The 21,715-nt window shown below is 72.0% G+C and carries 20 protein-coding genes and 7 tRNA genes; 17 read left to right on the top strand and 10 right to left on the bottom strand.

Translation table 11 applies throughout. From position 1 onward, the window contains the following. The first annotated feature begins 61 nt into the window (after positions 1–61). Complete coding sequence (locus tag ACZ69I_RS34620; RefSeq protein ID WP_470836500.1) at positions 62–364, top strand: TFIIB-type zinc ribbon-containing protein; 303 nt, start codon at positions 62–64, stop codon at positions 362–364. Positions 365–410: 46 nt separating this feature from the next. On the opposite strand, the gene ACZ69I_RS34615 is transcribed toward ACZ69I_RS34620, so the two are convergent. The 5 genes from ACZ69I_RS34615 to ACZ69I_RS34595 form a co-directional block, all read right to left on the bottom strand. Beyond that, positions 411–485 (bottom strand) — tRNA-Val (locus ACZ69I_RS34615). 29 nt (positions 486–514) lie between these two features. Continuing rightward, positions 515–586 (bottom strand) — tRNA-Val (locus ACZ69I_RS34610). 39 nt (positions 587–625) lie between these two features. After that, positions 626–697 (bottom strand) — tRNA-Val (locus ACZ69I_RS34605). Position 698: 1 nt separating this feature from the next. Beyond that, positions 699–772, bottom strand: a tRNA-Cys gene (locus ACZ69I_RS34600). Positions 773–811: 39 nt separating this feature from the next. Further along, a tRNA-Gly gene (locus ACZ69I_RS34595) sits at positions 812–884 on the bottom strand. 186 nt (positions 885–1,070) lie between these two features. Here ACZ69I_RS34595 and ACZ69I_RS34590 point away from each other — a divergent pair. The 4 genes from ACZ69I_RS34590 to ACZ69I_RS34575 all read left to right on the top strand — a co-directional run bounded on the left by ACZ69I_RS34590 (position 1,071) and on the right by ACZ69I_RS34575 (position 4,185). Then, complete coding sequence (locus tag ACZ69I_RS34590) at positions 1,071–2,096, top strand: chorismate-binding protein (protein ID WP_467679647.1); 1,026 nt, start codon at positions 1,071–1,073, stop codon at positions 2,094–2,096. After that, complete coding sequence (locus ACZ69I_RS34585) at positions 2,093–2,914, top strand: aminotransferase class IV (RefSeq protein WP_470836499.1); 822 nt, start codon at positions 2,093–2,095, stop codon at positions 2,912–2,914. Before ACZ69I_RS34590 ends, ACZ69I_RS34585 begins: the two co-directional genes overlap by 4 nt. A 53-nt stretch (positions 2,915–2,967) precedes the next feature. After that, positions 2,968–3,789 (top strand): GNAT family N-acetyltransferase, encoded by an 822-nt coding sequence (locus ACZ69I_RS34580; RefSeq protein WP_470836497.1) that lies wholly within the window; start codon positions 2,968–2,970, stop codon positions 3,787–3,789. 159 nt (positions 3,790–3,948) lie between these two features. Further along, positions 3,949–4,185, top strand: coding sequence for a hypothetical protein (locus ACZ69I_RS34575; protein WP_467679329.1), 237 nt, complete (start codon positions 3,949–3,951; stop codon positions 4,183–4,185). A 117-nt stretch (positions 4,186–4,302) separates the two neighbouring features. Here the strand turns inward: ACZ69I_RS34575 and ACZ69I_RS34570 are convergent, their stop codons facing one another. Beyond that, positions 4,303–4,821, bottom strand: a complete 519-nt coding sequence (locus ACZ69I_RS34570; protein WP_470836495.1) for a DsbA family protein — start codon at positions 4,819–4,821, stop codon at positions 4,303–4,305. A gap of 208 nt (positions 4,822–5,029) precedes the next feature. On the opposite strand from ACZ69I_RS34570, the gene ACZ69I_RS34565 reads away from it, so the two are divergent. Continuing rightward, the gene (locus tag ACZ69I_RS34565) at positions 5,030–5,476 is read left to right on the top strand and encodes a hypothetical protein (protein WP_470836493.1); all 447 of its coding nucleotides are present in this window, start codon (positions 5,030–5,032) and stop codon (positions 5,474–5,476) included. A 271-nt stretch (positions 5,477–5,747) separates the two neighbouring features. Beyond that, positions 5,748–5,993 (top strand): hypothetical protein, encoded by a 246-nt coding sequence (locus ACZ69I_RS34560; RefSeq protein WP_470836491.1) that lies wholly within the window; start codon positions 5,748–5,750, stop codon positions 5,991–5,993. Between the two features lie 9 nt (positions 5,994–6,002). On the opposite strand, the gene ACZ69I_RS34555 is transcribed toward ACZ69I_RS34560, so the two are convergent. Next, entirely contained in the window at positions 6,003–6,560 is a 558-nt protein-coding gene (locus ACZ69I_RS34555; protein WP_467679335.1) for a CGNR zinc finger domain-containing protein, read from the bottom strand. Between the two features lie 216 nt (positions 6,561–6,776). Continuing rightward, a complete protein-coding gene (locus ACZ69I_RS34550; protein ID WP_003959770.1) occupies positions 6,777–7,190 on the bottom strand; it encodes an SsgA family sporulation/cell division regulator in 414 nt (137 codons plus the stop codon). A gap of 191 nt (positions 7,191–7,381) precedes the next feature. On the opposite strand from ACZ69I_RS34550, the gene ACZ69I_RS34545 reads away from it, so the two are divergent. Together ACZ69I_RS34545 and ACZ69I_RS34540 are read left to right on the top strand one after the other, a co-directional pair. Beyond that, complete coding sequence (locus tag ACZ69I_RS34545) at positions 7,382–7,816, top strand: TIGR02611 family protein (protein WP_470836489.1); 435 nt, start codon at positions 7,382–7,384, stop codon at positions 7,814–7,816. Positions 7,817–7,882: 66 nt separating this feature from the next. Then, a tRNA-Val gene (locus tag ACZ69I_RS34540) sits at positions 7,883–7,954 on the top strand. Between the two features lie 102 nt (positions 7,955–8,056). On the opposite strand, the gene ACZ69I_RS34535 is transcribed toward ACZ69I_RS34540, so the two are convergent. After that, positions 8,057–10,441, bottom strand: coding sequence for an SCO7613 C-terminal domain-containing membrane protein (locus tag ACZ69I_RS34535; RefSeq protein ID WP_470836487.1), 2,385 nt, complete (start codon positions 10,439–10,441; stop codon positions 8,057–8,059). 126 nt (positions 10,442–10,567) lie between these two features. On the opposite strand from ACZ69I_RS34535, the gene ACZ69I_RS34530 reads away from it, so the two are divergent. Next, positions 10,568–11,014, top strand: a complete 447-nt coding sequence (locus ACZ69I_RS34530) for an SRPBCC family protein (protein WP_467679339.1) — start codon at positions 10,568–10,570, stop codon at positions 11,012–11,014. A gap of 39 nt (positions 11,015–11,053) precedes the next feature. Continuing rightward, a tRNA-Val gene (locus tag ACZ69I_RS34525) sits at positions 11,054–11,125 on the top strand. Between the two features lie 59 nt (positions 11,126–11,184). On the opposite strand, the gene ACZ69I_RS34520 is transcribed toward ACZ69I_RS34525, so the two are convergent. Next, positions 11,185–11,910: an exonuclease domain-containing protein gene (locus tag ACZ69I_RS34520; protein ID WP_470836485.1), complete on the bottom strand. Its 726-nt coding sequence runs from the start codon at positions 11,908–11,910 to the stop codon at positions 11,185–11,187. A 168-nt stretch (positions 11,911–12,078) separates the two neighbouring features. On the opposite strand from ACZ69I_RS34520, the gene ACZ69I_RS34515 reads away from it, so the two are divergent. The 6 genes from ACZ69I_RS34515 (at position 12,079) to ACZ69I_RS34490 (ending at position 21,616) form a co-directional block, all read left to right on the top strand. Next, entirely contained in the window at positions 12,079–12,645 is a 567-nt protein-coding gene (locus tag ACZ69I_RS34515; RefSeq protein WP_470836483.1) for a DUF4365 domain-containing protein, read from the top strand. After that, a complete protein-coding gene (locus ACZ69I_RS34510) occupies positions 12,642–13,859 on the top strand; it encodes a hypothetical protein (RefSeq protein ID WP_470836536.1) in 1,218 nt (405 codons plus the stop codon). Before ACZ69I_RS34515 ends, ACZ69I_RS34510 begins: the two co-directional genes overlap by 4 nt. 209 nt (positions 13,860–14,068) lie before the next feature. Next, on the top strand, positions 14,069–16,048 hold the full coding sequence (gene thrS / locus ACZ69I_RS34505; RefSeq protein ID WP_470836482.1) for a threonine--tRNA ligase: 1,980 nt from the start codon (positions 14,069–14,071) through the stop codon (positions 16,046–16,048). 72 nt (positions 16,049–16,120) lie between these two features. After that, the gene (locus tag ACZ69I_RS34500) at positions 16,121–16,693 is read left to right on the top strand and encodes an HIT family protein (protein ID WP_467679347.1); all 573 of its coding nucleotides are present in this window, start codon (positions 16,121–16,123) and stop codon (positions 16,691–16,693) included. 101 nt (positions 16,694–16,794) lie between these two features. Next, a complete protein-coding gene (locus ACZ69I_RS34495; RefSeq protein WP_470836481.1) occupies positions 16,795–18,207 on the top strand; it encodes a helix-turn-helix domain-containing protein in 1,413 nt (470 codons plus the stop codon). A gap of 220 nt (positions 18,208–18,427) precedes the next feature. After that, complete coding sequence (locus ACZ69I_RS34490; protein ID WP_470836479.1) at positions 18,428–21,616, top strand: M20/M25/M40 family metallo-hydrolase; 3,189 nt, start codon at positions 18,428–18,430, stop codon at positions 21,614–21,616. Positions 21,617–21,715 lie beyond the last annotated feature (99 nt).

Here is a 21,715-nt window from a genome sequence, read left to right as displayed (position 1 = left end):
GCACCGAAGCCGGGCAGTGTTCCGGCGAAGCAGTCACCATCGGCGAGGAGTTGAGCCGTCCATGCAGTGCCCCAAGTGTCACGCACCGATGCACACGTACAACCGCAATGGCGTCCAGATCGAGCAGTGCAACAACTGCCGCGGGATATTCCTCGACTACGGCGAGCTGGAGTCCCTGACCCGCCTGGAGGCGCAGTGGGGCGGTCAGCAGGTCCCACCGCCGCCCGCGCCGCCGGCCCCGCAGGCCTACCCCGCGGCGCCCGCTCCGGCCTGGGGTGCCCCGCACGGCGGTCACGGGGGCCACGGCGGTCACTACGGCCACAACCGTCACAAGAGCTTCGGGCACATGCTCTTCTCGTCCTGAGTGACGACGAAGCCCCGGCCGTGGAGACGGCCGGGGCTTCGTGTGGTGGTGCGCGATACTGGGATTGAACCAGTGACCTCTTCCGTGTCAGGGAAGCGCTCTCCCGCTGAGCTAATCGCGCGGGTGATCCTGCGTGTGCTGCGTACTGCGTGCGCGATACTGGGATTGAACCAGTGACCTCTTCCGTGTCAGGGAAGCGCTCTCCCGCTGAGCTAATCGCGCGGGACGACCTTCGTGAAGACGAGCTTCGTGAAGATCCAGTGGACGATACTGGGATTGAACCAGTGACCTCTTCCGTGTCAGGGAAGCGCTCTCCCGCTGAGCTAATCGTCCTTGGAGGTGGAGACGGGATTTGAACCCGTGTAGACGGCTTTGCAGGCCGTTGCCTCGCCTCTCGGCCACTCCACCAGGAGTGCGGGGGTTCGGGAAGATCCCCCACTTCCTGCGAGCGGACGACCAGGTTCGAACTGGCGACCTCAACCTTGGCAAGGTTGCGCTCTACCAACTGAGCTACGTCCGCTTGTCTTTCCCGGTCCGCTTGCGCGTCCCGGCGACGTGTTGAACTCTAGCGGATTCCTGGGCCAGTACAAAAACGCGTTTGCGCAGCGTGCTGCGCTGTCGCTGGCCAGGGCGCCGCCGACACACCGGTCATAGACTCACAGCCGTGCACAACCCCGCTCTGACATCCCCTTCCGCGCTCCCGCCCATGGCGCGCTTCGGCGGTCGCGTGGCCACCGGTCTGCGCGACGTGACCAGCGATCCCGCGGCCCTGGACTCCACCGGCTTCTGGGCGGTCTCCGCGGACTTCGAGGGGGGTCTGGTCTGCGCCCGCTTCGACGACGTGCGGGAGGAGGCCGTGCCCGCCCCGGTCCCGGGCCGGTGGCGCGGTCCGGCGGCCGACGCCTGGACGTCCTCCCTCGACCGCGCCGCGTACCTGGACGGCGTGCGGCGGGTACGGGCGTACATAGCCGCCGGCGAGGTCTACCAGGCCAACCTCTGCCGCGTCCTGTCCGCTCCCGTCGCCGCCGACGCCGACGTGGACGCCCTGACCGCTCTGCTCGCGCGCGGGAACCCGGCCCCTTACGCCGGGACGATCCGGCTCCCCGGACACGGCGTCGAGATCGCCACCGCGTCCCCCGAGCTCTTCGTGCGCCGCATCGGACGCACGGTGGAGTCGGGCCCCATCAAGGGCACCGGACGGACCGAGGCGGACCTCCTGGAGAAGGACTACGCCGAGAACGTCATGATCGTGGACCTCGTCCGCAACGACCTCGGCCGCGTCTGCGCCACCGGCACGGTGACCGTCCCCGACCTCTGCGTGGTCGAGAAGCACCCCGGCCTCGTCCACCTCGTCTCCACCGTCGCCGGGGAGCTGGCCCCCGGAGCGGGCTGGGCCGAGCTGTTCGGCGCCGCCTTCCCGCCCGGTTCCGTCACCGGCGCACCGAAGTCCAGCGCGCTGCGGATCATCGACGAGCTGGAGACCGCGCCCCGCGGCCCGTACTGCGGCGGTATCGGCTGGGTGGACGCCGACCGGGGCACCGGAGAGCTCGCCGTCGGCATCCGCACCTTCTGGATCGACCGGGCCGAGGGCATGCTGCGGTTCGGCACCGGGGCGGGCATCACCTGGGGCTCGGACCCGGCGGGGGAGTGGCGGGAGACCGAGCTGAAGGCCGCGCGGCTGCTGGCGGTAGCGTCGGGGACGTACGCAGCGAGTGGAGGAACCCCAGCGTGAAGATATGGCTCAACGGCGGGCTGCAGGATCTTGATTCCGCCCGCGTCTCCGTGCTCGACCACGGCCTCACCGTGGGTGACGGCATCTTCGAGACGGTGAAATCGGTCGAGGGCAGGACGTTCGCCCTGACCCGCCACCTGGCCCGGCTCGCGCGCTCGGCCCGTGGCCTCGGCCTGCCCGAGCCGGACCTGGACGAGGTGCGCCGCGCCTGCGCCGCCGTCCTGGAGGCCAACCCCCTGCCGCTCGGCCGGCTGCGGATTACCTACACCGGAGGGCTCTCGCCGCTCGGCTCGGACCGCGGCGACCAGGGCACCACGCTCGTCGTCGCGCTCGGCGAGGCCCCGCGCCGCCCCGACTCCACCGCGGTGATCACGGTGCCGTGGACGCGCAACGAACGCGGCGCGCTCACCGGCCTGAAGACCACCTCGTACGCGGAGAACGTCGTCGCCCTGGCCCGCGCCCACGAACAGGGCGCATCGGAGGCGCTGTTCGCCAACACCGTCGGACAGCTCTGCGAGGGGACCGGCTCCAACGTCTTCGTCGTGCTCGACGGCGAGATCCACACGCCGCCGGTCGCCTCGGGCTGTCTCGCGGGCATCACGCGCGAGCTGGCCGTCGAGTGGACGGGCGCCCGCGAGAGCGACCTGCCCCTGGACGTCCTGGACCGGGCCGACGAGATCTTCCTGACGTCGACGCTGCGCGACGTCCAGGCCGTGCACCGCGTCGACGGGCGCCAACTCCCCGGCGCCCCGGGCCCGGTGACCACGAAGGCGATGCGGGTGTTCGACGAGCGGGCCGCGGACGACCTGGACCCGTAAGTCCGCCGAATCCCCGGTGACGCCGCGGCCCCGGGGCGGGTAGAACGTCAGTGATGACCACGACCCTGCGGCCGAGCGGGCCGCTTCAGCAGGGCGCCGACGGCGCCAAGGCGCGCACGTACGACGTCTGCGTGAACAGCCGCCCCGTGGGGTCGATAGGCCTCGCCACGCACGACGAGTTCGGGCCAACGGTGTGCCGGGTGGCCGACCTGCGGATCGCCGGGCCCGACCGCAGGCGCGGGCGCGGCACCGTCGCCGCGCTGGCCGCCGAGGAGGTGGCCCGCGGCTGGGGCTGCCGGCGCATCGAGGCGGTCGTCCCGGCCGGTGCGGAGGCGGCCCTGCGCCTGGCCACGGCGCTCGGGTACGTCGAGCGGAGCCGCCGGATGGCGAAGCCGCTCACCGACGTGCCCCCGCTGCCCGAAGGCACCGCGTGGCGGGGCATGCCCGAGGACGACTGCGGGCCGTGGGTGGCGCACGCCCGGGAGGAGTACGTGCGCGACTGGATCGGGCGCGGTGTGTCCGGGGCGGAGGCCCGCGCGAAGGCCCGTGCCGACCACGAGCGTCTTCTCCCGCGGGGCCTCGCGACGCCGGGCGTCCGGCTGAGCGTCCTCACGCACCGGGGCACGCAGGTCGGCGTCCTGTGGACCGCCGTCGAGGACGACGCGGTGTTCGTCATCAGGGTCGAGGTGGACGCGGCACACCGCGGGCACGGACACGGCCGCTCCCTGATGCTCGTCGCGGAGGCGCAGGGCGTCGCGGCGGGCCGGGACCGCATCGTCCTCAACGTCTTCGCGGGCAACGCCCCTGCCCTGCGCCTGTACGAGTCGCTCGGCTACGAACCGGTCTCGTACCACCTCTGCAAGCCGCTGCTCTAGCGCACGCGCGGGGTTGTCCAAGGAGCCGTCCCCGTGGGCCATGCGGGAGCACCTTGGGGACCGTTCGGGTGGAGAGCGGGTGCTGCCCCGTTACCCGGCCCCGCTGCCGCGGCAGGTGACAGAGCGACAGTATCTGCGTATTCCAGGAGGAATATTCTCATGCGCGTTCGCTCGACCATCCTCGCCGCCGCACTCACCGTCTCCGTCCTGGCCGTCGGGGCAGGCGCGGCCGTCGCCGACGACGACTACAACGGCCCGCACCACGAGACGGGCTACCACCACAAGGGGTTCGCCGGTACGTACGACAGCGTGGGCGGCCCGCTCGGCATCGTCTGGTCCGAGGCCGCGGGCTACGGCCACGAGGGCACGGGTTACCAGCCCGACTCCCGTCACTGACGCACGCGCTCGGTACCCACGGACGGCGCGGTGGTGAGGAGGGCCTCAGCCCTTGTCACCGCCGCGCCGTCCTGCGCCGTGGCCGGGCGTGACGGCGAGTGATCCGAAGGAAACTGCCTAACCGGCGTCCGCCGCCAGCAGGCGGTCGGCGATCTCCTCGACGCGCTCGCGCAGCCCTTCCTGGCTCTTGCTGCCGTCCAGCCGCCGGCCGTCGATGACGTACGTCGGCGTGCCGGTCACGCCGATCGCCTTGCCCTCGGCCTGGTCGGCGTCGACGATCAGGATGTGCCGTCCGTCGATCAGGGCGGTGTCGAACTCCTCGGCGTCGAGGCCGAGTTCGCGGGCGGTGTCCACCAGGTGGGGCTCGCCCTTGCGGTCGAGCTCCTCGACCCCGGCGAGCACCGCCTCGACGTACTCCCATCCCTTGCCCTGTTCGAGGGCCTCCTCGGCGGCCTGGGCGGCGGCGAAGGAGTGCTTGTGCTTTTCCAGGGGAAAGTGGCGCAGGCGCAGCTCGACGCGGTCGCCGTAGCGGGCGCGCAGGGCGCGCACGTCGTCGAGGGCGGTACGGCAGTCGGGGCACTGCAGCTCGCACCAGACGTCGACGACGACGGGGCGGGCGGGGGAGGAGTCGCTCATGGGAAACAGTCTTCCAGCCCGCGCGGCCGCTTCCCAACCGGGCCGGGGCGCCGATGACCGGCACCTGGGGAGGAGACCGGACCCCGAGATGACCCGGAAATGTCCCTGAGGTCCGACCGGGACATGGCTCCCCGGGGCCCACGCGGTGCAGGATGGAAGGGACGACAGCGTCATATTCCGACGCAAGCCTGCATGCCTGGAGGACCGGATGATTGCCGAGACCGTCTGTTCCGCCGTATCCGCGGCCGGGCTGGGCATCGCCGCGGTCACGGCCTACCGCAAGCGCTTCCTCGCCGCGGCCCGCCTGGCCGCGTACTCCCTCGTGCCGGTGGGCCTGGTGATGACCGGCGTCGTCGGCTGGGCCGCCGACACCGCGTTCAGCCTCAAGGCGTGGGTCGGCTTCGGCGTGCTCGGCGTGGCCTGGCTCATGTTCCTGGGCACCCGCGCGGTCGAGCGCCGCACGGGCGGCACCCGCAAGGAGCGCAGGGCCGCGAGGGCCGCCCAGCGGGAGGCCGTGGCTCCCGCGGCGTCGGCGCCCTCGCTCGGTGCGAGCGCCCGGCCGGCCGCGGGGCGCCCCGCGGACAAGCCGCGGAAGGCCGCACCCGTGGAGGACTTCAGCGACATCGAGGCGATCCTGAAGAAGCACGGCATCTGACGGCGGGAGCGGCCGTCCGTCGGCGACCGCGTGCCCTTGCCTCCGGTGAATGCCTCCCCCGTGAACATGGGCGGCTCCCTCGTTCGAGTGCGTTGCGGTGGCGCCGGGGCTCGCGAGGGGGCGTGCCGGTGGGGCCGGGACGGAACGCCCCGGGCGCCGAGCTTCCGCCTGTTCACGGGGTTTCGCCTGTTCACGGGATCCGGCGAACTCCCGCTCCGACCGGGCGTGTTGGTAAGCGGACCCGTCGATGCTGCGTCATCATCACCGCGAGATGCTGGACACCACAGAGGGCGATGCCGCCCCGTCGGACGACGGCAGGCGAGCGGCACCGGCCCATGAGCGACGACCTGCCGACCCCGAGCGGCACGGCCCCGACGGCGAAGCGGAGCGGCCCGCCGGCCACGAGGAGCGGCAGGGCTGTCTCTTCGCCCTCTCCCAGCCGCCCTTGATGATCTTTCTGGCGGTGATCGGCACCTTGATCCTGCTGGCTTCGCTGCACGACCTGCTGCTGCTCTAGGTCCTGTGTCTAGCCCGCGGCCTCACGGCGGCGGGCGCGGTAGGCGGCGACGTGCAGGCGGTTGCCGCAGGTACGGCTGTCGCAGTAGCGGCGCGAGCGGTTCCGCGAGAGGTCGACGAAGGCGTGCCGGCAGTCCGGGGCCTCGCAGCGCCGCAGCCGTTCCTGCTCACCGGCGACCACGAAGAAGGCCAGTGCCATCCCGCAGTCGGCCGCGAGGTGGTCGGCGACGGACGCCCCGGGCGCGAAGTAGTGGATGTGCCAGTCGTAGCCGTCGTGGTCGGTGAGCCGGGGCGTGGTGCCCGCCGACGCGATCAGGTCGTTGAGGATCGCGGAGGCGGTCCTCGGCTCGGGGTGCGCGAAGACCTCCCCGAAGCGGTCGCGGATGCGGTGGACGTCGGCGAGGTCCTCCTGCGAGAGCACCCCGACGTCGCTCACGTCGTGGGTCCGTACGAACTCACCGAGTGCCGCCACGTCCGCGAGCCCGTCCGTGCCGTTCGTCTCCGGTGCGGTGTTCACCAGATCGACCACGGAGTCGAGAGAACACCGGGTGTCGTGGGTGATCAGCACGATTCGCTCCCTGGCCTGGAGGTCGGGCCGATGCCCGCCGATGCTGGCCGATGCTAGCGGCTTACCCACGGGACGCACCGGCGCCGTCGCCGCGGAAAGTCCGCGGCGACGGCGCCGGTGTCTGCATCTGTTCGCCTTGTGTCGTTGTGTCGTGACTGCCCGCGCCGTCGCCCCGAGTCGGACGGCGTCTGTGGTTCTCGACGCGCCGTGCGGCGGTTAGCTCTCGGCCAAGATGTGTGAGAGCTCCGTGTCGAGATCGAAATGGCGGTGTTCCGTGCCGGGTGGCACGGCTGCATCCGTTCGCTTCAGGAAGGACTCCAGGGCCCGCGCCGGGGCCTCGAGCAGAGCCTCGCCCTCCGGCGAGCTCAGGGCGATGCAGACAACGCCCTGACCGTGGCTCCGGGACGGCCAGACTCGGACGTCGCCGGTTCCGGTGGGCCGGTGCAGGCCCTCGGCGAGGAGGTCGCGGGCGAACACCCACTCGACGGTTTCCTCGGCTCCGGTGTGGAAGGTGGCGTGCACGGCATAGGGATCGGCCGTGTCATACCGCAGTCCTGCGGGTACAGGCAGTGAGGACTCGCTCGACACAACGAGGCGCAGGTGCAGCTCGCAGCTGACCGTGGTGTTCATAAGCGCCAGGGCCTTTCGCTCAGTGTGCGCTCGGGGATTCGCACGTCGGCGAAATCGACATGCCACCTACGGTGCCGTTGTAAACCCCTCTGAGGGATTTGCGTGTCTTTATCCGCCTCGTTTGGCGGATTGTCCTGTCCGGTCATGCACCCATTCCGGTGACGGGTTTCCGTCCGGTAGGGTTTGGCCGCATGAATACGGGGAGTAACGAGCCGGCGGAGGCCGCGGATCCGGTCGCCGGAGTCAAGCCCGAGCAGCCGCTCGGCTCGCGGGCGCCGGAGTTCATCCAGGCCCGCAGGGCACTGCACCTGAGCTGGCAGGTCGGCGTCTTCGTCGTGGGCCTCGCGGTCGTCGTCGCGGGCATCATCATGCTGCCCCTGCCGGGACCGGGCTGGCTGGTGATCTTCGGCGGCATGGCGATCTGGGCCACCGAGTTCGTCTGGGCCCAGCTGGTGCTCCGCTGGACGAAACGCAAGGTCACCGAGGCCGCACAGCGTGCACTCGACCCCAAGGTGCGGCGCAGGAACATCATCCTGACGACCATCGGCCTCGTGATCATCGCGGTGCTCGTCGGCGTCTACGTGTGGAAGTTCGGCATCACGATGCCGTGGAAGATCAAGGAGTGACCGACGGGTGACTCCGAGGCGGTCCGGAGCACCCGCTGACATGCGGTAATGTTCTCCGTGCGCCCGGGGCGATTAGCTCAGTGGGAGAGCGCTTCGTTCACACCGAAGAGGTCACTGGTTCGAACCCAGTATCGCCCACCCCGGATTACGGCCCGGAGGCTTTAGAGCCTCCGGGCCGTTCTCGTATTCCCGTGCCATTCAAGGGAATTGACGGGTCCACAGGACACGGCGGGACGGGAATCAGTGCATTCGGTCGAGCGCATTCCGGAACCGCCGCGCGTCGCGCAGCCGTTGTTCGTACGTGGCGCCCACGGCGAGGAGCAGCAGCCCCGCGAGCGCGGGCGGCAGCCAGCGGGGCAGTACGCCCATCACCTGCACGACGTACGGGGCCAGTTCGTGCAGCGCGTCCAGGGCGAGGACCGTGCCGCCGAGCACGAGCGGGGCGCGCAGCCTGTGGTGGGCGCCCGCCAGGGTGAGGGCGAGGGCCGCGGTGCCGAGCAGCAGCGGACGCGGCCAGTGCGGGTCGCTCCAGGCGGCCGCGAGGCTCGGCAGCAGTGTCACCGCGAGGCCCGGGCCGTACGCCGTCCAGGAGGAGGCCGCCGGGTCACGGCGCCGCCGCAGCACCCCGATGGCCAGCGCGGGCACCGTCACCGGCAGCGTGTACGCCTCCGGGACCGACACCTCCCACGACGCCAGGCGCACCCAGCTCGCCAGGACGAACAGCGCCCCGGCCGCGTATCCGACGGCACGGCGGTCCGGACGCAGCGCGGTGCCCGAGGCGATGAGTCCGCCGAGCGTCAGGGCGAGCGCGAGCGTGGGCCCGTCGCCCGCCGCGAGGGTAAGGGCGACGGCCCCGGAAACGGCCGCCGTGACCTCGACGGGCACCACCAGGGGGTGCCCGGTCGCGCGCGGCACGACCAGCGCGGCCAGGGCGGGCACCACGAGCACCAGCAGCCCGACGTGTTCCGGGCGCAGCCCCCACGCGGCGCCCGCGGCACAGGCCAGCGCCGTGGCGTACGCGACGGACGCACAGGCCGGGAGTGCCGCCGCGCCCGGTGAGGGCGCCGCGCCGCGGGCCATGCGCAAGCAGGCCGCGAGGCAGACCGCCGTGAGCAGGCCGAGCGTGCCGAGGGTGGCCGCCGTGGTGGCCAGCGAGAGGAACGCGGTACTCACCGAGGACACCAGCGCGAGTGTGGTGGCCACCAGGGCCGGGGCCGCCGTCGTGGCGCGCGCGGCGATACCGAGCAGGACCGAGGTCACCAGGATCTGCGCCGCCAGCCCGGCGCCGTATGGAAGCCCGAGCGCGGACGGCAGGGCGACGGCCGCGGCCCACCCGAGCACCGGCGCGCCGAACCGGGCCGCACGCGCCACCGCGCCGCTCCGCCGACGGCTCACCGCGAACAGCACGCAGGCGACGGTCACGAGTACCGGCGGGGCCATGAACGGGTGCGACAGCGGCAGTTCCAGCGGCAGCGCGTCCCGGGCGTCCGAGGGAGCGCCCGACCAGACCCGGGCGGCCAGGCCGAGCGGCCCGAACAGGGCGAGTGCGGCGACGGGCAGCGCCCACAGCACGGCGACCCCCTGCACCACGGCCGACGCCCCGGCGATCCCACGCCGCGGCGGACCCGGCAGCGCGGTACCGGCGAGCGCCAACAGCGCGATACCGCACGCCAGATGGACCGGCACCGTCCACGCGGCGGGCAGCGCCGTCCGCGGCACGCCGCCCACCGCGGCCACCACGAGCAGACCACCGGCGCACGCCGCGCCGGTCACGACGTCCGGCCCCTTCGCCCACCACGCGGCCGCCAGCGCGATCACGGCCGCGAGCAGGAGCAGGGCGCCCGCGCGGGCCGCCCCGGCCGGATCGGCCGCCTGCGCGGACAGCCAGCCCGCGCTCGCCGCGCCCCACACCCCCAGCAGACCGGCGCAGACCGTGGCGGTGACCCGTACGGAACGGACGCCCGACCACAGGGCCAGCGCGGTGTCGAGGGCGGCCGTCACGAGCAGCGCGGCCGTCATCGTGTGATCACCGGCGTGTGCGGCGCCCGCCCAGAGGACCAGCGGGAGTTGGGCCGTCGCCACAGCCGTCGGCAGCGGCAGGCGCAGACCGCCGAGGAGCAGGCCGTACCCCGCCCACAGCACGGCGAGCACCGCGGAGGTCCCCGCCGCGTAGGCGAGGGTGTCGGGGAGCGCCAGGTGACGCAGCGCGTACGCGTCGAGCACGGTCAGCGCGAGCCCGAGGCCCGCCACCGTCTCCGCCGTCGAACGCAGCGAGCGGCGCAGCAGGAACGCGGGCACGCCGAGCGCCGCCAGCGTCACGAGCCCGAGGACCGCCCCGCGGCCGCCGATGCCCAAATGACCCCAGCTCACCACCGTGAAGGCGACCGCCGCGACGGTCAGGAGCACTCCGCCCAGCGCGAGCAGGACGTTCTGTGCGCTCGGCGGCGCGGCTCCGGGGGCGGGCGGCCCGGCCGGACGAGGGGGCGGCCCGGCCGGGCCCGCCGCGCGCAGGACGCCGAGCAGCCAGGCCCGGCGCTGCAGCAACTGCGTCCTGCGCGCCTCCAGTTGGCGCAACTCCCCGTCGAGGATGCGGAGCTCCTCGGCCGGGGGTGGAATGGTCGTCATGTCGGGGAAGTGTGGTCCGCGGCACACCGCACGGCATCGGTGCGGATACTCAGGGCGTACTCAGATCCGGCACCCGGCCCGGGGCATCCGCCCCGACGGCCCCGCCCCTTCCGGCAGACTGCCCCCATGGACTGGTGTCACTACCGCTTCCGCAGTGTCTGGCCGCTGCCCGGCGCGCCCGCCGACGCGTACGCCGCCCTGGAGCGGGTGGAGGACTACCCGCTCTGGTGGCCGCAGGTGCGCGAGGTGACGCCGCTCGACGCATCCAGCGGCATCGCCCGCTTCCGGTCCTTCCTGCCGTACGACCTGGTCGTCACCGCGCGGGAGCGGCGCCGCGACCCTGCCGCCGGGGTCCTGGAGATCTCCATGACGGGCGATCTGGAGGGGTGGGCGCGCTGGACCCTGCGGGCCGTGCCCGGTGGCACCCGGGCCCGCTACGACCAGGAGGTCGTCGTGCGCAGACGCCTCATGCGGCGCCTCGCCGTCCCCGGCCGGCCGCTGTTCCTGCTGAACCACGCGCTGATGATGCGCGCCGGGCAGCGCGGCCTCGCGGCGAGGCTGACAGCCGTTTGAAGGAAAGGCCTCCGGACCTGTATTGTTCAGTCCGTTCCCGGGCGATTAGCTCAGTGGGAGAGCGCTTCGTTCACACCGAAGAGGTCACTGGTTCGAACCCAGTATCGCCCACCCGGAGAATGCCGGTCCGTCAGCAGGCGGACCGGTTTTTTCATGTCCCGTTCCGATGCTCAGGCGGCCGCCGAGAGTTCCGGACGCAGCGGCCACGCGGGATCCACGGTCTCCGGCGTGCCGCTCTTGGCGAACCATGCCTGCAGGCCGCGGGCCTGCGCCGCGTGCCACACCGCCTGCAGCGTGTGCAGCTCGGCCGGCGAGAGGCGTTCGAGGCGCGCCGCGAAGCGCCGCCCCACCGCGCGGACCACGTCCAGGGCCGCCTGCGCGTCCGCCGCCGCGTCGTGCGCGTCCGCCAGTTCCACCTCGTACTGCGCACACAGGTCGGTGAGCGTGCGGCGGCCCTTGCGGTAGCGGTCCAGCTGTTTGTCCAGGACCCGAGGGTCGATCACGCACAGCGACGAGCCCTCCATGTAGCGGCTCAGGGACGAGGCGCGGTGCCTGCGCAACTCCCGGTCCAGGATGGTCAGATCGAACGGCGCGTTCATGACCACGATCGGCCGCCCCGTCGCGCTCTGCTCGGCCAGGTCGCGCGCTATCTCCTCCATCACCGGCGACGGCCAGCGGCCGGTGCGCTGCAGATGATCCTCCGTCAGTCCGTGTATCGCGGTGGCCGACTCGGGCACCGGAACGCCCGGGTTCACCAGCCAGCGGGTGATGCGCGGCCGGGTGCCCGCGCCCTGCTGGACGACGACGGCGGCCGACACGATGCGGTCGGTCTCGACGTCGACGCCCGTGGTCTCTGTGTCGAATGCGGCCAAGGGGCCCTCGTACCAGCACGTCATGGTGACGCAACTCCTCGTTCAGTCCCGGCAGATGACGTTCGGTCCCCTGCCCACGCTGGTGATACCCGGGCCGTTTGCGCTGTACGCAGCCCGGAGACAACAGAGGTACGGGACCTGAAAACCGACGGCCCGAGCCAGTAACCACCGGGTTCGGAAGGCTTGTTGACCATGGCGCTCGCGCAGCCCGAACAGGGTGGGCTGCTGCCCGAGCGGATCGCACCGCCGCGCGGCACCCTCGCCACCACCGCCTGTATGGAGACCCTTCAGGTGGGCTATCTGCACGCCGTCGCGGCGGCCGCCGGATGCTCGCTCTCGCAGCCCTTTCCGGACAACGGCATCGACTGGCACGTCAGCCACAGCGCCCCCGGGCACACGGTCGACGACGAGGTCACCATCAAGGTCCAGCTGAAGTGCACGTACCAGCTGCCGCCGCATCCGGCGGGGCCCGCCTTCTCCTTCACGCTCGACAACGCGCACCTGGTGAAGCTCGCCCGCACGCCGGTCTCGGTCCACAAGATCCTGGTCGTGATGATCGTGCCGCGGTCCCGTGACGACTGGCTGCGCGCCGGTCACGACCGGCTCGACCTGCGGCACTGCTGCTACTGGACCAATCTCGCCGGGCACCCGGTGACCGGCCGGCGCAGGACCACCGTGCGTGTCCCCACCTCGCGGATCTTCGACGACCGAGCGCTCTGCGAGATCATGACGCGCGTCGGGACGGGAGGGAGACCCTGATGCACCGCCCCTTCGAGCACGACGAGCCACTGCCTCCCGTCCGTCCGCACCCCGCCCCGGCCGCGGGCCAGTGGGCGCAGCCGCCCGAGCCCGCCCTGGTCGACCCCGCGGTGCTCGGCGCGCTGCTGTCCCGGCACGGCTGGCAGCGGCGCGGCGGCGCCCCCGGCCGCTACGCCCGGTGGACACCGCCGGGCCCCGGCGGCGCGGGCACCAGCCTCCTCGTGCCGGAGAGCCGGGCCTTTCCCGACTGCGAGGACCTGCTCGGCGAGGCACTCGTCGCACTCTCCCGCAGCGCCTCGCCCGCCGCGCGCGAGGTGCTCGTCGCCCTCTCCGTGCCCAGCGACGAGATCCACTGGTGGCGGGACGTGCCGGTGGGGCCCGCGGGGGCCGCGACCTGGCCCGCCGAGGAGCAACTGCGCGCCGCGGCACGGCAGATGCTGCTCGCCGGGGCGCTCGCCGCGCGCGGCCGCGCCGGGTACCACGGCGCGCGGCACCGCGGCCCCGCCGCCGCGTCCCTGGAGAACGTCCTGGTCGGGCCCGCGACGGGCGGCCGGAGGCTCACCGCCTTCGTGCCGGTGCCGGCCGGGCGCCCGCTCGCGGTCCGGCTGCACCAGGCGCTGTACGCGGCCCGGGAGGCCGTCGACTACCAGCGCGCCACCGGCCGTACGGACGCCTTCGACGGCGCGGTCGAGGCGGGTGTCAGCCACGAGCTGACCGAGGCCCTCGTCGCGCTGGTGCGGGGCACGGAAGGGGCGCGCGTCGCCGTGGAATGGGCGCCGGGCGCCGGGGTGCCCGAGGGGTGCGCGGCCCGCGCCGAGCCCGTCGAGTTCTCGCCCGGCGATCTGGCGGTCCTGTGCGAGGCGGGCGCCCGGTATCTGCGCGCCGAGCCGTCGATGCCGGTGCGGATCACCGGGGCGGTGGTGCGGATGCGGCGCTCGGCGGCGCGTGGGGACGGGGTCGTGCGGGTCCGGGTCATCGCGGGGGCCGAGGTCCCGCACGTACGGATGACCCTGGACGAGGAGTCGTACCGGGTCGCGGGCCACGCGCATCTGGTCGGGTTGCCGATACGGGTGCACGGCAGGCTGGAGAGCCGGGGCGGCTTCCGCAGGCTCACCGGGGCGAGCGGGGTGGTGCCGGTGCAGGTGGACGACGAGGAGCGCGACCGGCTCATGAAGTCGCTCCAGGAGAACCTGGACTTTTTCGGCACGGACTGAGGACGGACTGAGGTACGGACCGAGGAGGCACGGACTGAGGCGCGGGCGGCCGTGGGAGGTGGGCCCGCGCGCCGCCCACGGCCCGCGCAGGGCCCCGGTCCGCGGGGGAGGGGATATCCGTTTCGCGGCGGGGGCCCGCGGCTCGGTACGATTCCCCTTGCGCACGCGTGACAGAGAGCGGCGCAGCCCCCTTCAGGTAGGAGAGACCGGTGTCAGACGTCCGTGTGATCATCCATCGCGATTCCGAGCGGGAAGAGCGCGTGGTGACGACGGGCACTACGGCCGCCGAGCTCTTCCCCGGTGAGCGCACCGTCGTCGCCGCCCGCGTGGCCGGCGAGCTGAAGGACCTGGCGTACGCCGTGGCCGACGGTGACGAGATCGAGCCCGTCGAGATCTCCTCCGAGGACGGCCTGAACATCCTGCGCCACTCGACCGCGCACGTCATGGCGCAGGCCGTGCAGGAGCTCTTCCCCGACGCCAAGCTGGGCATCGGCCCGCCCATCCGGGACGGCTTCTACTACGACTTCGACGTCAAGGAGCCCTTCACCCCGGAGGACCTCAAGCGCGTCGAGAAGAAGATGCAGGAGATCCAGAAGCGGGGGCAGAAGTTCTCGCGCCGCGTCACCACCGACGAGGACGCCCGCGTCGAGCTCGCCGACGAGCCGTACAAGCTGGAGCTCATCGGCCTCAAGGGCAACGCCGCGCAGGCCGCCGACGGCGCCGACGCGGAGGTGGGCGCCGGTGAGCTCACCATCTACGACAACCTCGACGCGAAGACCGGCGACCTGTGCTGGAAGGACCTCTGCCGAGGCCCGCACCTGCCCTCCACCCGCGTCATCCCCGCGTTCAAGCTGATGCGCTCCGCCGCCGCGTACTGGCGAGGCAGCGAGAAGAACCCGCAGCTCCAGCGCATCTACGGCACCGCGTGGCCGTCGAAGGACGAGCTGAAGGCGCACCTGGAGTTCCTCGCCGAGGCCGAGAAGCGCGACCACCGCAAGCTCGGCTCCGAGCTGGACCTCTTCTCCTTCCCCGAGGAGCTCGGCCCGGGTCTCGCGGTCTTCCACCCCAAGGGCGGTGTGATCCGCAAGGTCATGGAGGACTACTCGCGGCGCCGCCACGAGGTCTCCGGCTACGAGTTCGTGAACACCCCGCACATCTCGAAGGAGAAGCTCTTCGAGATCTCGGGGCACCTGCCGCACTACGCGGAGGGCATGTTCCCGCCCATCGAGTTCGACGAGCAGAACTACCGCCTCAAGGCGATGAACTGCCCGATGCACAACCTGATCTTCAAGTCGCGCGGCCGCTCCTACCGCGAACTGCCGCTGCGCCTCTTCGAGTTCGGCACCGTGTACCGGTACGAGAAGTCGGGCGTGGTGCACGGCCTGACCCGCTCGCGCGGCTTCACGCAGGACGACTCGCACATCTACTGCACCAAGGAGCAGATGCCGCAGGAGCTCGACACGCTCCTGACCTTCGTCCTCGACCTGCTGCGCGACTACGGCCTGACCGAGTTCGAGCTGGAGCTGTCGACCCGCGACGAGTCCGACAAGTTCATCGGCACGGACGAGGACTGGGCGGAGGCCACGGAGGCGCTGCGGCTCGCCGCCGAGAAGCAGAACCTGCCGCTGGTGCCGGACCCGGGCGGCGCCGCGTACTACGGCCCGAAGATCTCCGTGCAGGCCAAGGACGCCATCGGCCGCTCCTGGCAGATGTCGACGATTCAGGTCGACTTCAACCAGCCCAAGCGGTTCAACCTGGAGTACACGGCGGCGGACGGCTCGCGCCAGCAGCCCGTCATGATCCACCGTGCGCTGTTCGGCTCCATCGAGCGGTTCTTCGGCGTGCTCCTCGAGCACTACGCGGGCGCCTTCCCGGCGTGGCTCGCGCCCTTGCAGGCCGTCGGCATCCCGATCGGTGACGGGCACGTCACATACCTGCAGGAGTTCGCCGAGAAGGCGCGCGCCCAGGGGCTGCGGGTCGAGGTCGACGCGTCGTCCGACCGGATGCAGAAGAAGATCCGCAACCAGCAGAAGGCCAAGGTGCCCTTCATGGTCATCGCGGGCGACGAGGACATGAACAACGGTTCGGTGTCCTTCCGCTACCGCGACGGCTCGCAGGAGAACGGCATCCCCGTCGACGAGGCCATCGCGAAGATCGTGAAGGTCGTCGAGGAGCGGTCGCAGGTCTGACGTCAGGTCTGACACCACGGTGACACTGCGGTGAGCTCGGGCCCCGGGGACCTCTCCCCGGGGCCAAGTCATATGCTTCACCTCATGACGAGTGAGCCGGAGCAGCAGATCGGAGTCGGGACGCAGGACGCGTTCCAGCGCCTGTGGACGCCCCATCGGATGGCGTACATCCAGGGCGAGAACAAGCCCACGGGCCCAGGGGCCGACGACGGCTGTCCGTTCTGCTCCATCCCGGCCAAGTCCGACGAGGACGGCCTGGTGATCGCGCGCGGCGAGCAGGTGTACGCGGTGCTCAACCTCTACCCGTACAACGGTGGCCACCTGATGGTCGTGCCCTACCGGCACGTCGCCGACTACACCGACCTGACCGGGGCCGAGACCGCCGAGCTCGGCGAGCTGACCAAGCAGGCCATGACGGCGCTGCGCACGGCGTCCGGCGCGCACGGCTTCAACATCGGGATGAACCAGGGGGCGGTCGCGGGCGCCGGCATCGCCGCGCACCTGCACCAGCACGTCGTCCCGCGCTGGGGCGGCGACACGAACTTCATGCCGGTGGTGGGGCACACCAAGGTGCTGCCGCAGCTGCTCGGCGACACCCGCAAGATGCTCGCGGACGCCTGGCCCACGCCGACCGGCGGCCAGTGACGCCGTTCCATACCGTCAACCCCCCTGTGCAATAAGGGGGTTGGTACGGGAAACCCCGCCTGCCACTCTGCTTTCACAGAGAGCCCGGCCAGGGAGGGGTCATGTCCGTCGGCGTGTCGGAGGCGGTCGAGCAGGGGTGGGCGGAGTTCGGGCGGCAGCTGCGCGTGCAGCGCAGGCGGGCCGGGCTCACCCAGTTGCAGCTCGGCCGTCGGGTGGGCTACCACCACAGCTTCATCAGCAGGCTCGAGGGCGGGCTGCGGGAACCGCCCTTCGACCTGGTGAACCGGCTCGACGCGGTCCTGGGGACCGAGGGGCGGCTCGCCGCCGTCATCGCCGCACGGTCCCCGTCGCCGGACGCACCCGGCCCGCGCCTGACGGCTCCCACGCTGTTCTCCCCGATCCCCGGGGCGGACACCCCCGGCGACGAGGCTCCGCTGACCGCGCAGCCGTGGCCGCAGCGGCTGCCCGCCGACGGCCTGGCCTGCCCGCTGCACGGCAGGGTGGGGTGCGCGACGCCCGACCGGAGCTCGGTCACCGGCCTGCTGAGCGGGCTGACCCGGCCGGACGGCGTGGCCGGTGAATCGGCCGGGGCGGAGGTGGAACTGCTGCACGGCCTGACCGCCGTGCTCGCCTGTCTGATCCGCGAAGCGTTCGTCGACGTCACCGACGCGTGCGCGAACACCGTGGAACGGCTGCTGCGCGGGGTGGCCCGCTGGGCCGATGCGGTCAATTCCGCGGGCCGGCTGCCGTACGGCCAGCTGCGGCTCGCCGCTCAGTACGCCCAGGTCGCCGGGCGGCTGCGGATGGAGCGCGGGCAGGGCGGCGTGGCCATGGCCTGGTTCGGGCACGGCCTGCGGTGGGCGGACGCCGGCCGGGACGCCGAGGCCAGGGCGACCCTCCTGAGTGACATGTCCACGCTCGTCCGGCTCGACGGGGACGTCGCGTCGATGCTCGTGTACGCGCAGGCCATCGGGGTGGTGGACGCCAAGCGGCGCTGGATGGCGACCCTGGCCGATCTGTACCAGGCGCGCGCGTACGCGCTGCGCCACGACGACGCCGCGTGCCGACGGCACGTCTCCACGGCGCGGCGCAGGTTCGCGCGCCTCGATGACCGGGACCGTCTCGAAGCGCCGTGGCTCTCGGGCGCGGAGGGCGAGCTGCGCGTCGAGTCGGCGATCGGCGGGGCGCTGCGCGACCTCGCGGCGGTGCGGGAGGACCGGGCGGTGGCCCGGCGCGCGATCGAGGCCACCGCACGGTCGTACGCGCTGCTGCCGCCCGTGATGCGCTCCGCGCGCCTGCTGCTCACGCTGCGCCTCGCGGACAGTTGGGCCTGTGCAGGCGATCCGGTCGCGGCGGTCACCCTGGCCGGTCCTGTCCTGCAAGAGGCCGTGGACGCACGCGAGTTGATGATCGCCGTCGAGTTGCGCGGACTGCACAGCCGGCTCGCCGGGCGCTGGGGGGAGCTGCCGGAGGTCCGGGAGTACCGGGAGCGGCTGCGGGGCGTGTCGGAGTGAGGCGTGCGGGCCGTGCCGCGCTTGCCAGTTCTTGCCAGGGCGTGCCGGACGTCTGAAATCCATTGACCGGGGGCCGGGCCGGTGTGAGTGTTCCGCCAGCCACGAGGGTGTCATGTCACCGCCAGACCGGAAGTGGAACGACCGGCGCGACCGCACCGCCTGACGCACGCGTGCTCCCCCTGGCTCAGCCGAGCTTCAACACCTCTCACAAGGAGCCGTGATGCTCAGAAGATCCGCAGTGGCCGGGATAACCCTGGCCCTGGCACTGGCGGGGGTGACGGTACCGGCCTCCTTCGCCTCGGCGGCGCAGACCGCGCCTTCCGCCGCAGAGCCGGACCCCCTCGCCAAAGCCGTCGCCGCCGCCGACAAGGCCGTGCGCAGCGGCCTCGACTCGCTCGCCGCAGGGCCCGAGGAGCAGTACGACCGGCATCAGGTCACCCCCTGGACCAAGGGCCTGTACTCGGTCGCGTACGAACGCACCTACCGCGGGCTGCCGGTGGTGGGCGGAGACGCGGTGGTCCTCGCCGACGGCAAGGGCAAGGTCCGGTCCGTCCAGGCCGCGACCGATGCCAGGATCTCGGTCACCACCAAGGCCCGGGTGACGGCCGCGCAGGCCGTCAGGACGAGCCGTACGAAGCTGGCGTCGGTCAAGAAGGTCGACTCCAAGCGCCTGGTGGTCCGGGTCAGGAAGGACGTGCCCTCGCTCGCCTGGGAGACCGAGCTGACCGGCCGCAGCAAGGCGGGCGAGCCCAGCAGGCTGCACGTCTTCGTCGACGCGCGCACCGGCAAGGTCATCGACACCTACGACGACGTCCACGCGGGCACCGGCCACAGCAAGTGGAACGGCCCCGACCCGCTGACCATCGACACCTCCCGGTCCGGCAGCAACTACGTGCTGCGCGACACCACGCGGCCGGGCCTGCAGTGCTCCAGCTACCAGGGCAGCGTGTTCACCAAGGCGACCGACGACTGGGGCACCGGCAACCCCACGAGCCGCGAGACCGGCTGCGTCGACGTGATGTTCGCCGCGCAGAAGCAGTCGAACATGCTCAAGGAGTGGTTCGGCCGCAACGGGCACAACGGCAACGGCGGCAGCTGGCCGGTGAGCGTGGGCCTCAACGAGCTCAACGCCTACTGGGACGGTTCCTCCGTCACCATCGGCCACAACAGCGCCAACGAGTGGATCGCCGGAGTCGACGTCGTCGCCCACGAGTTCGGCCACGGCCTGGACTCCAACACCCCCGGCGGCGCGAACCACGAGAGCGGCCTGGGCGAGGCGACCGGCGACATCATGGGCGCCCTGACCGAGGCGTACATCAACGAGCCCGCTCCCTACGACACCCCCGACTACACCGTCGGGGAAATGATCAACCTCCAGGGACGCGGCCCGATCCGGAACATGTACGACCCGAGCCGGGTCAACAACGACCCCAACTGTTACTCCGCCTCCATCCCCAACACGGAGGAGCACAAGGCGGCCGGGCCCCTGAACCACTGGTTCTACCTGCTCGCCGAGGGGTCCAACCCCGGCGGCGGCAAGCCCTCCAGTCCCACCTGCAACAACCAGCAGGTGACCGGCGTGGGCAACAAGAACGCCGGCAAGATCTTCTACGGTGCCATGCTGCTCAAGACCAGCGGCATGACGTACAAGCGCTACCGCACCGCCACGCTCACCTCGGCGAAGAACCTGGACGCGAGCTGCGACCTGTTCAACGCCACCAAGGCCGCCTGGGACGCCATCAGCATCCCCGCCCAGAGCGGTGACCCGACCTGCACCGGACAGCAGAACGACTTCTCCCTCGGGCTCAGCCCGGCCGCGGGGCAGGTCGACGCGGGCGCCTCGACCACCGCCACGGTCAACACCACGACCGTCACCGGCAGCGCCCAGCAGATCTCGCTGACCGCCGCGGGCGCGCCGACCGGCGTCGGGGTCTCGTTCGACCCGGCGACCGTCACGTCCGGCTCCAACGCCACGATGAAGATCACCACCTCGGCGTCCACCACGCCCGGCACCTATCCGATCACCGTCACGGGCACCGCGGGCACCAAGACGCACACCGCCCGGTACACGCTGACCGTGGGCGGCGGCGGCAACCCGACGCTCCCGCCGGACATCGACGTGGAGAAGGTGCGGGCGCACCTGACGCAGTTCAACACCATCGCCTCGCAGAACGGCGGCAACCGCCGGTCCACCGGCGCCGGTTACCGGGCCTCTCTCGCGTACGTGAAGGGCAAGCTGGAGGCCGCCGGGTACAAGGTCACCGAGCAGACCTGCGCCTCCGGCTGCTCCGCCGGCGCGGGCAACAACCTGATCGCGGAGTGGCCGCAGGGCGACGCGGACAACGTCTACATGTTCGGCGCGCACCTCGACGGCGTGGCGGCGGGACCGGGAATCAACGACAACGGCTCCGGATCTGCCTCGATCCTGGAGGCCGCGCTGACCCTGGCGCAGCAGAACCCCACCATGAAGAACCGCGTCCGCTTCGCCTGGTGGACCGACGAGGAGCAGGGCCTGAACGGCTCCGACTACTACGCGGGATCGCTTCCGGCCAGTGAGCGCGCCAAGATCAAGGCGTACTACAACTTCGACATGGTGGGCTCGTCGAACGCCGGGTACTTCATCAACAACCTGACCTCCGCGGCCTCGGTCCCGCTGCGGGACTACTGGACCTCCCTCAACCTCGCACCCCAGGAGAACGTCGAGGGCCAGGGCCGCTCGGACGACGCCTCCTTCCAGCGCGTCGGCATCGCGACCTCCGGCTACGCCACCGGCGCCTCGGCCACGAAGTCCGCGTCCGAGGCCGCGAAGTGGGGCGGCACCGCGGGCCGCTCGTACGACTCGTGCTACCACTCCGCCTGTGACACCACCGCCAACGTCAGCGCCACCTCGCTGAACCGCAGCGTGGACGGGGTCGCGTACGCGCTCTGGAAGACCTCCGTCGGCGACAAGCCCGCCCCGACGGACGACTTCTCCCTCTCCGCCGACCCGGCATCGGGCACGGTCGAGCCGGGTTCGTCCGCGAAGGTCACCCTCGCCACTGCCACGACCAGTGGGTCCGCGCAGAAGGTGGGGCTCACGGCCTCGGGGGCCCCGTCCGGGGTGAGCGTCTCCATCAGTCCGGATTCCGTGCTCTCGGGCGAGTCCGCGACGGCCACCGTCGAGGTCGCCGCGGGCACGGCCGCCGGGACCTACACGCTGACCTTCACCGGCAGCGGACAGGCCACCCACACCACCACCTACACCCTCACGGTGCCGGGCGGCGGCGAGACCACCTGGCGGCTGGGTGCGACCTACGCGGCGGGGGACGTGGTGACCTACGAAGGCGTCCGCTACCGCTGCATCCAGGGCCACACCGCCTATCCGGGCTGGGAGCCGCCGAACGTCCCCGCTCTGTGGCAGGCCATCTGATCCGCCACTCTGATCCACCTCAGCGGTGGTCCGTGCGGCGGCCACCGGTGAGGTTCCCGGGGGCGGCGGGGTGCGTGCTTGCGCCCCGCTGCCCCCACT

It is taken from the genome of Streptomyces sp. NPDC036815, assembly GCF_055609205.1.
Note: the sequence above shows the minus strand (reverse complement) of the source record. Positions and strands in the feature narration are given on the sequence as shown.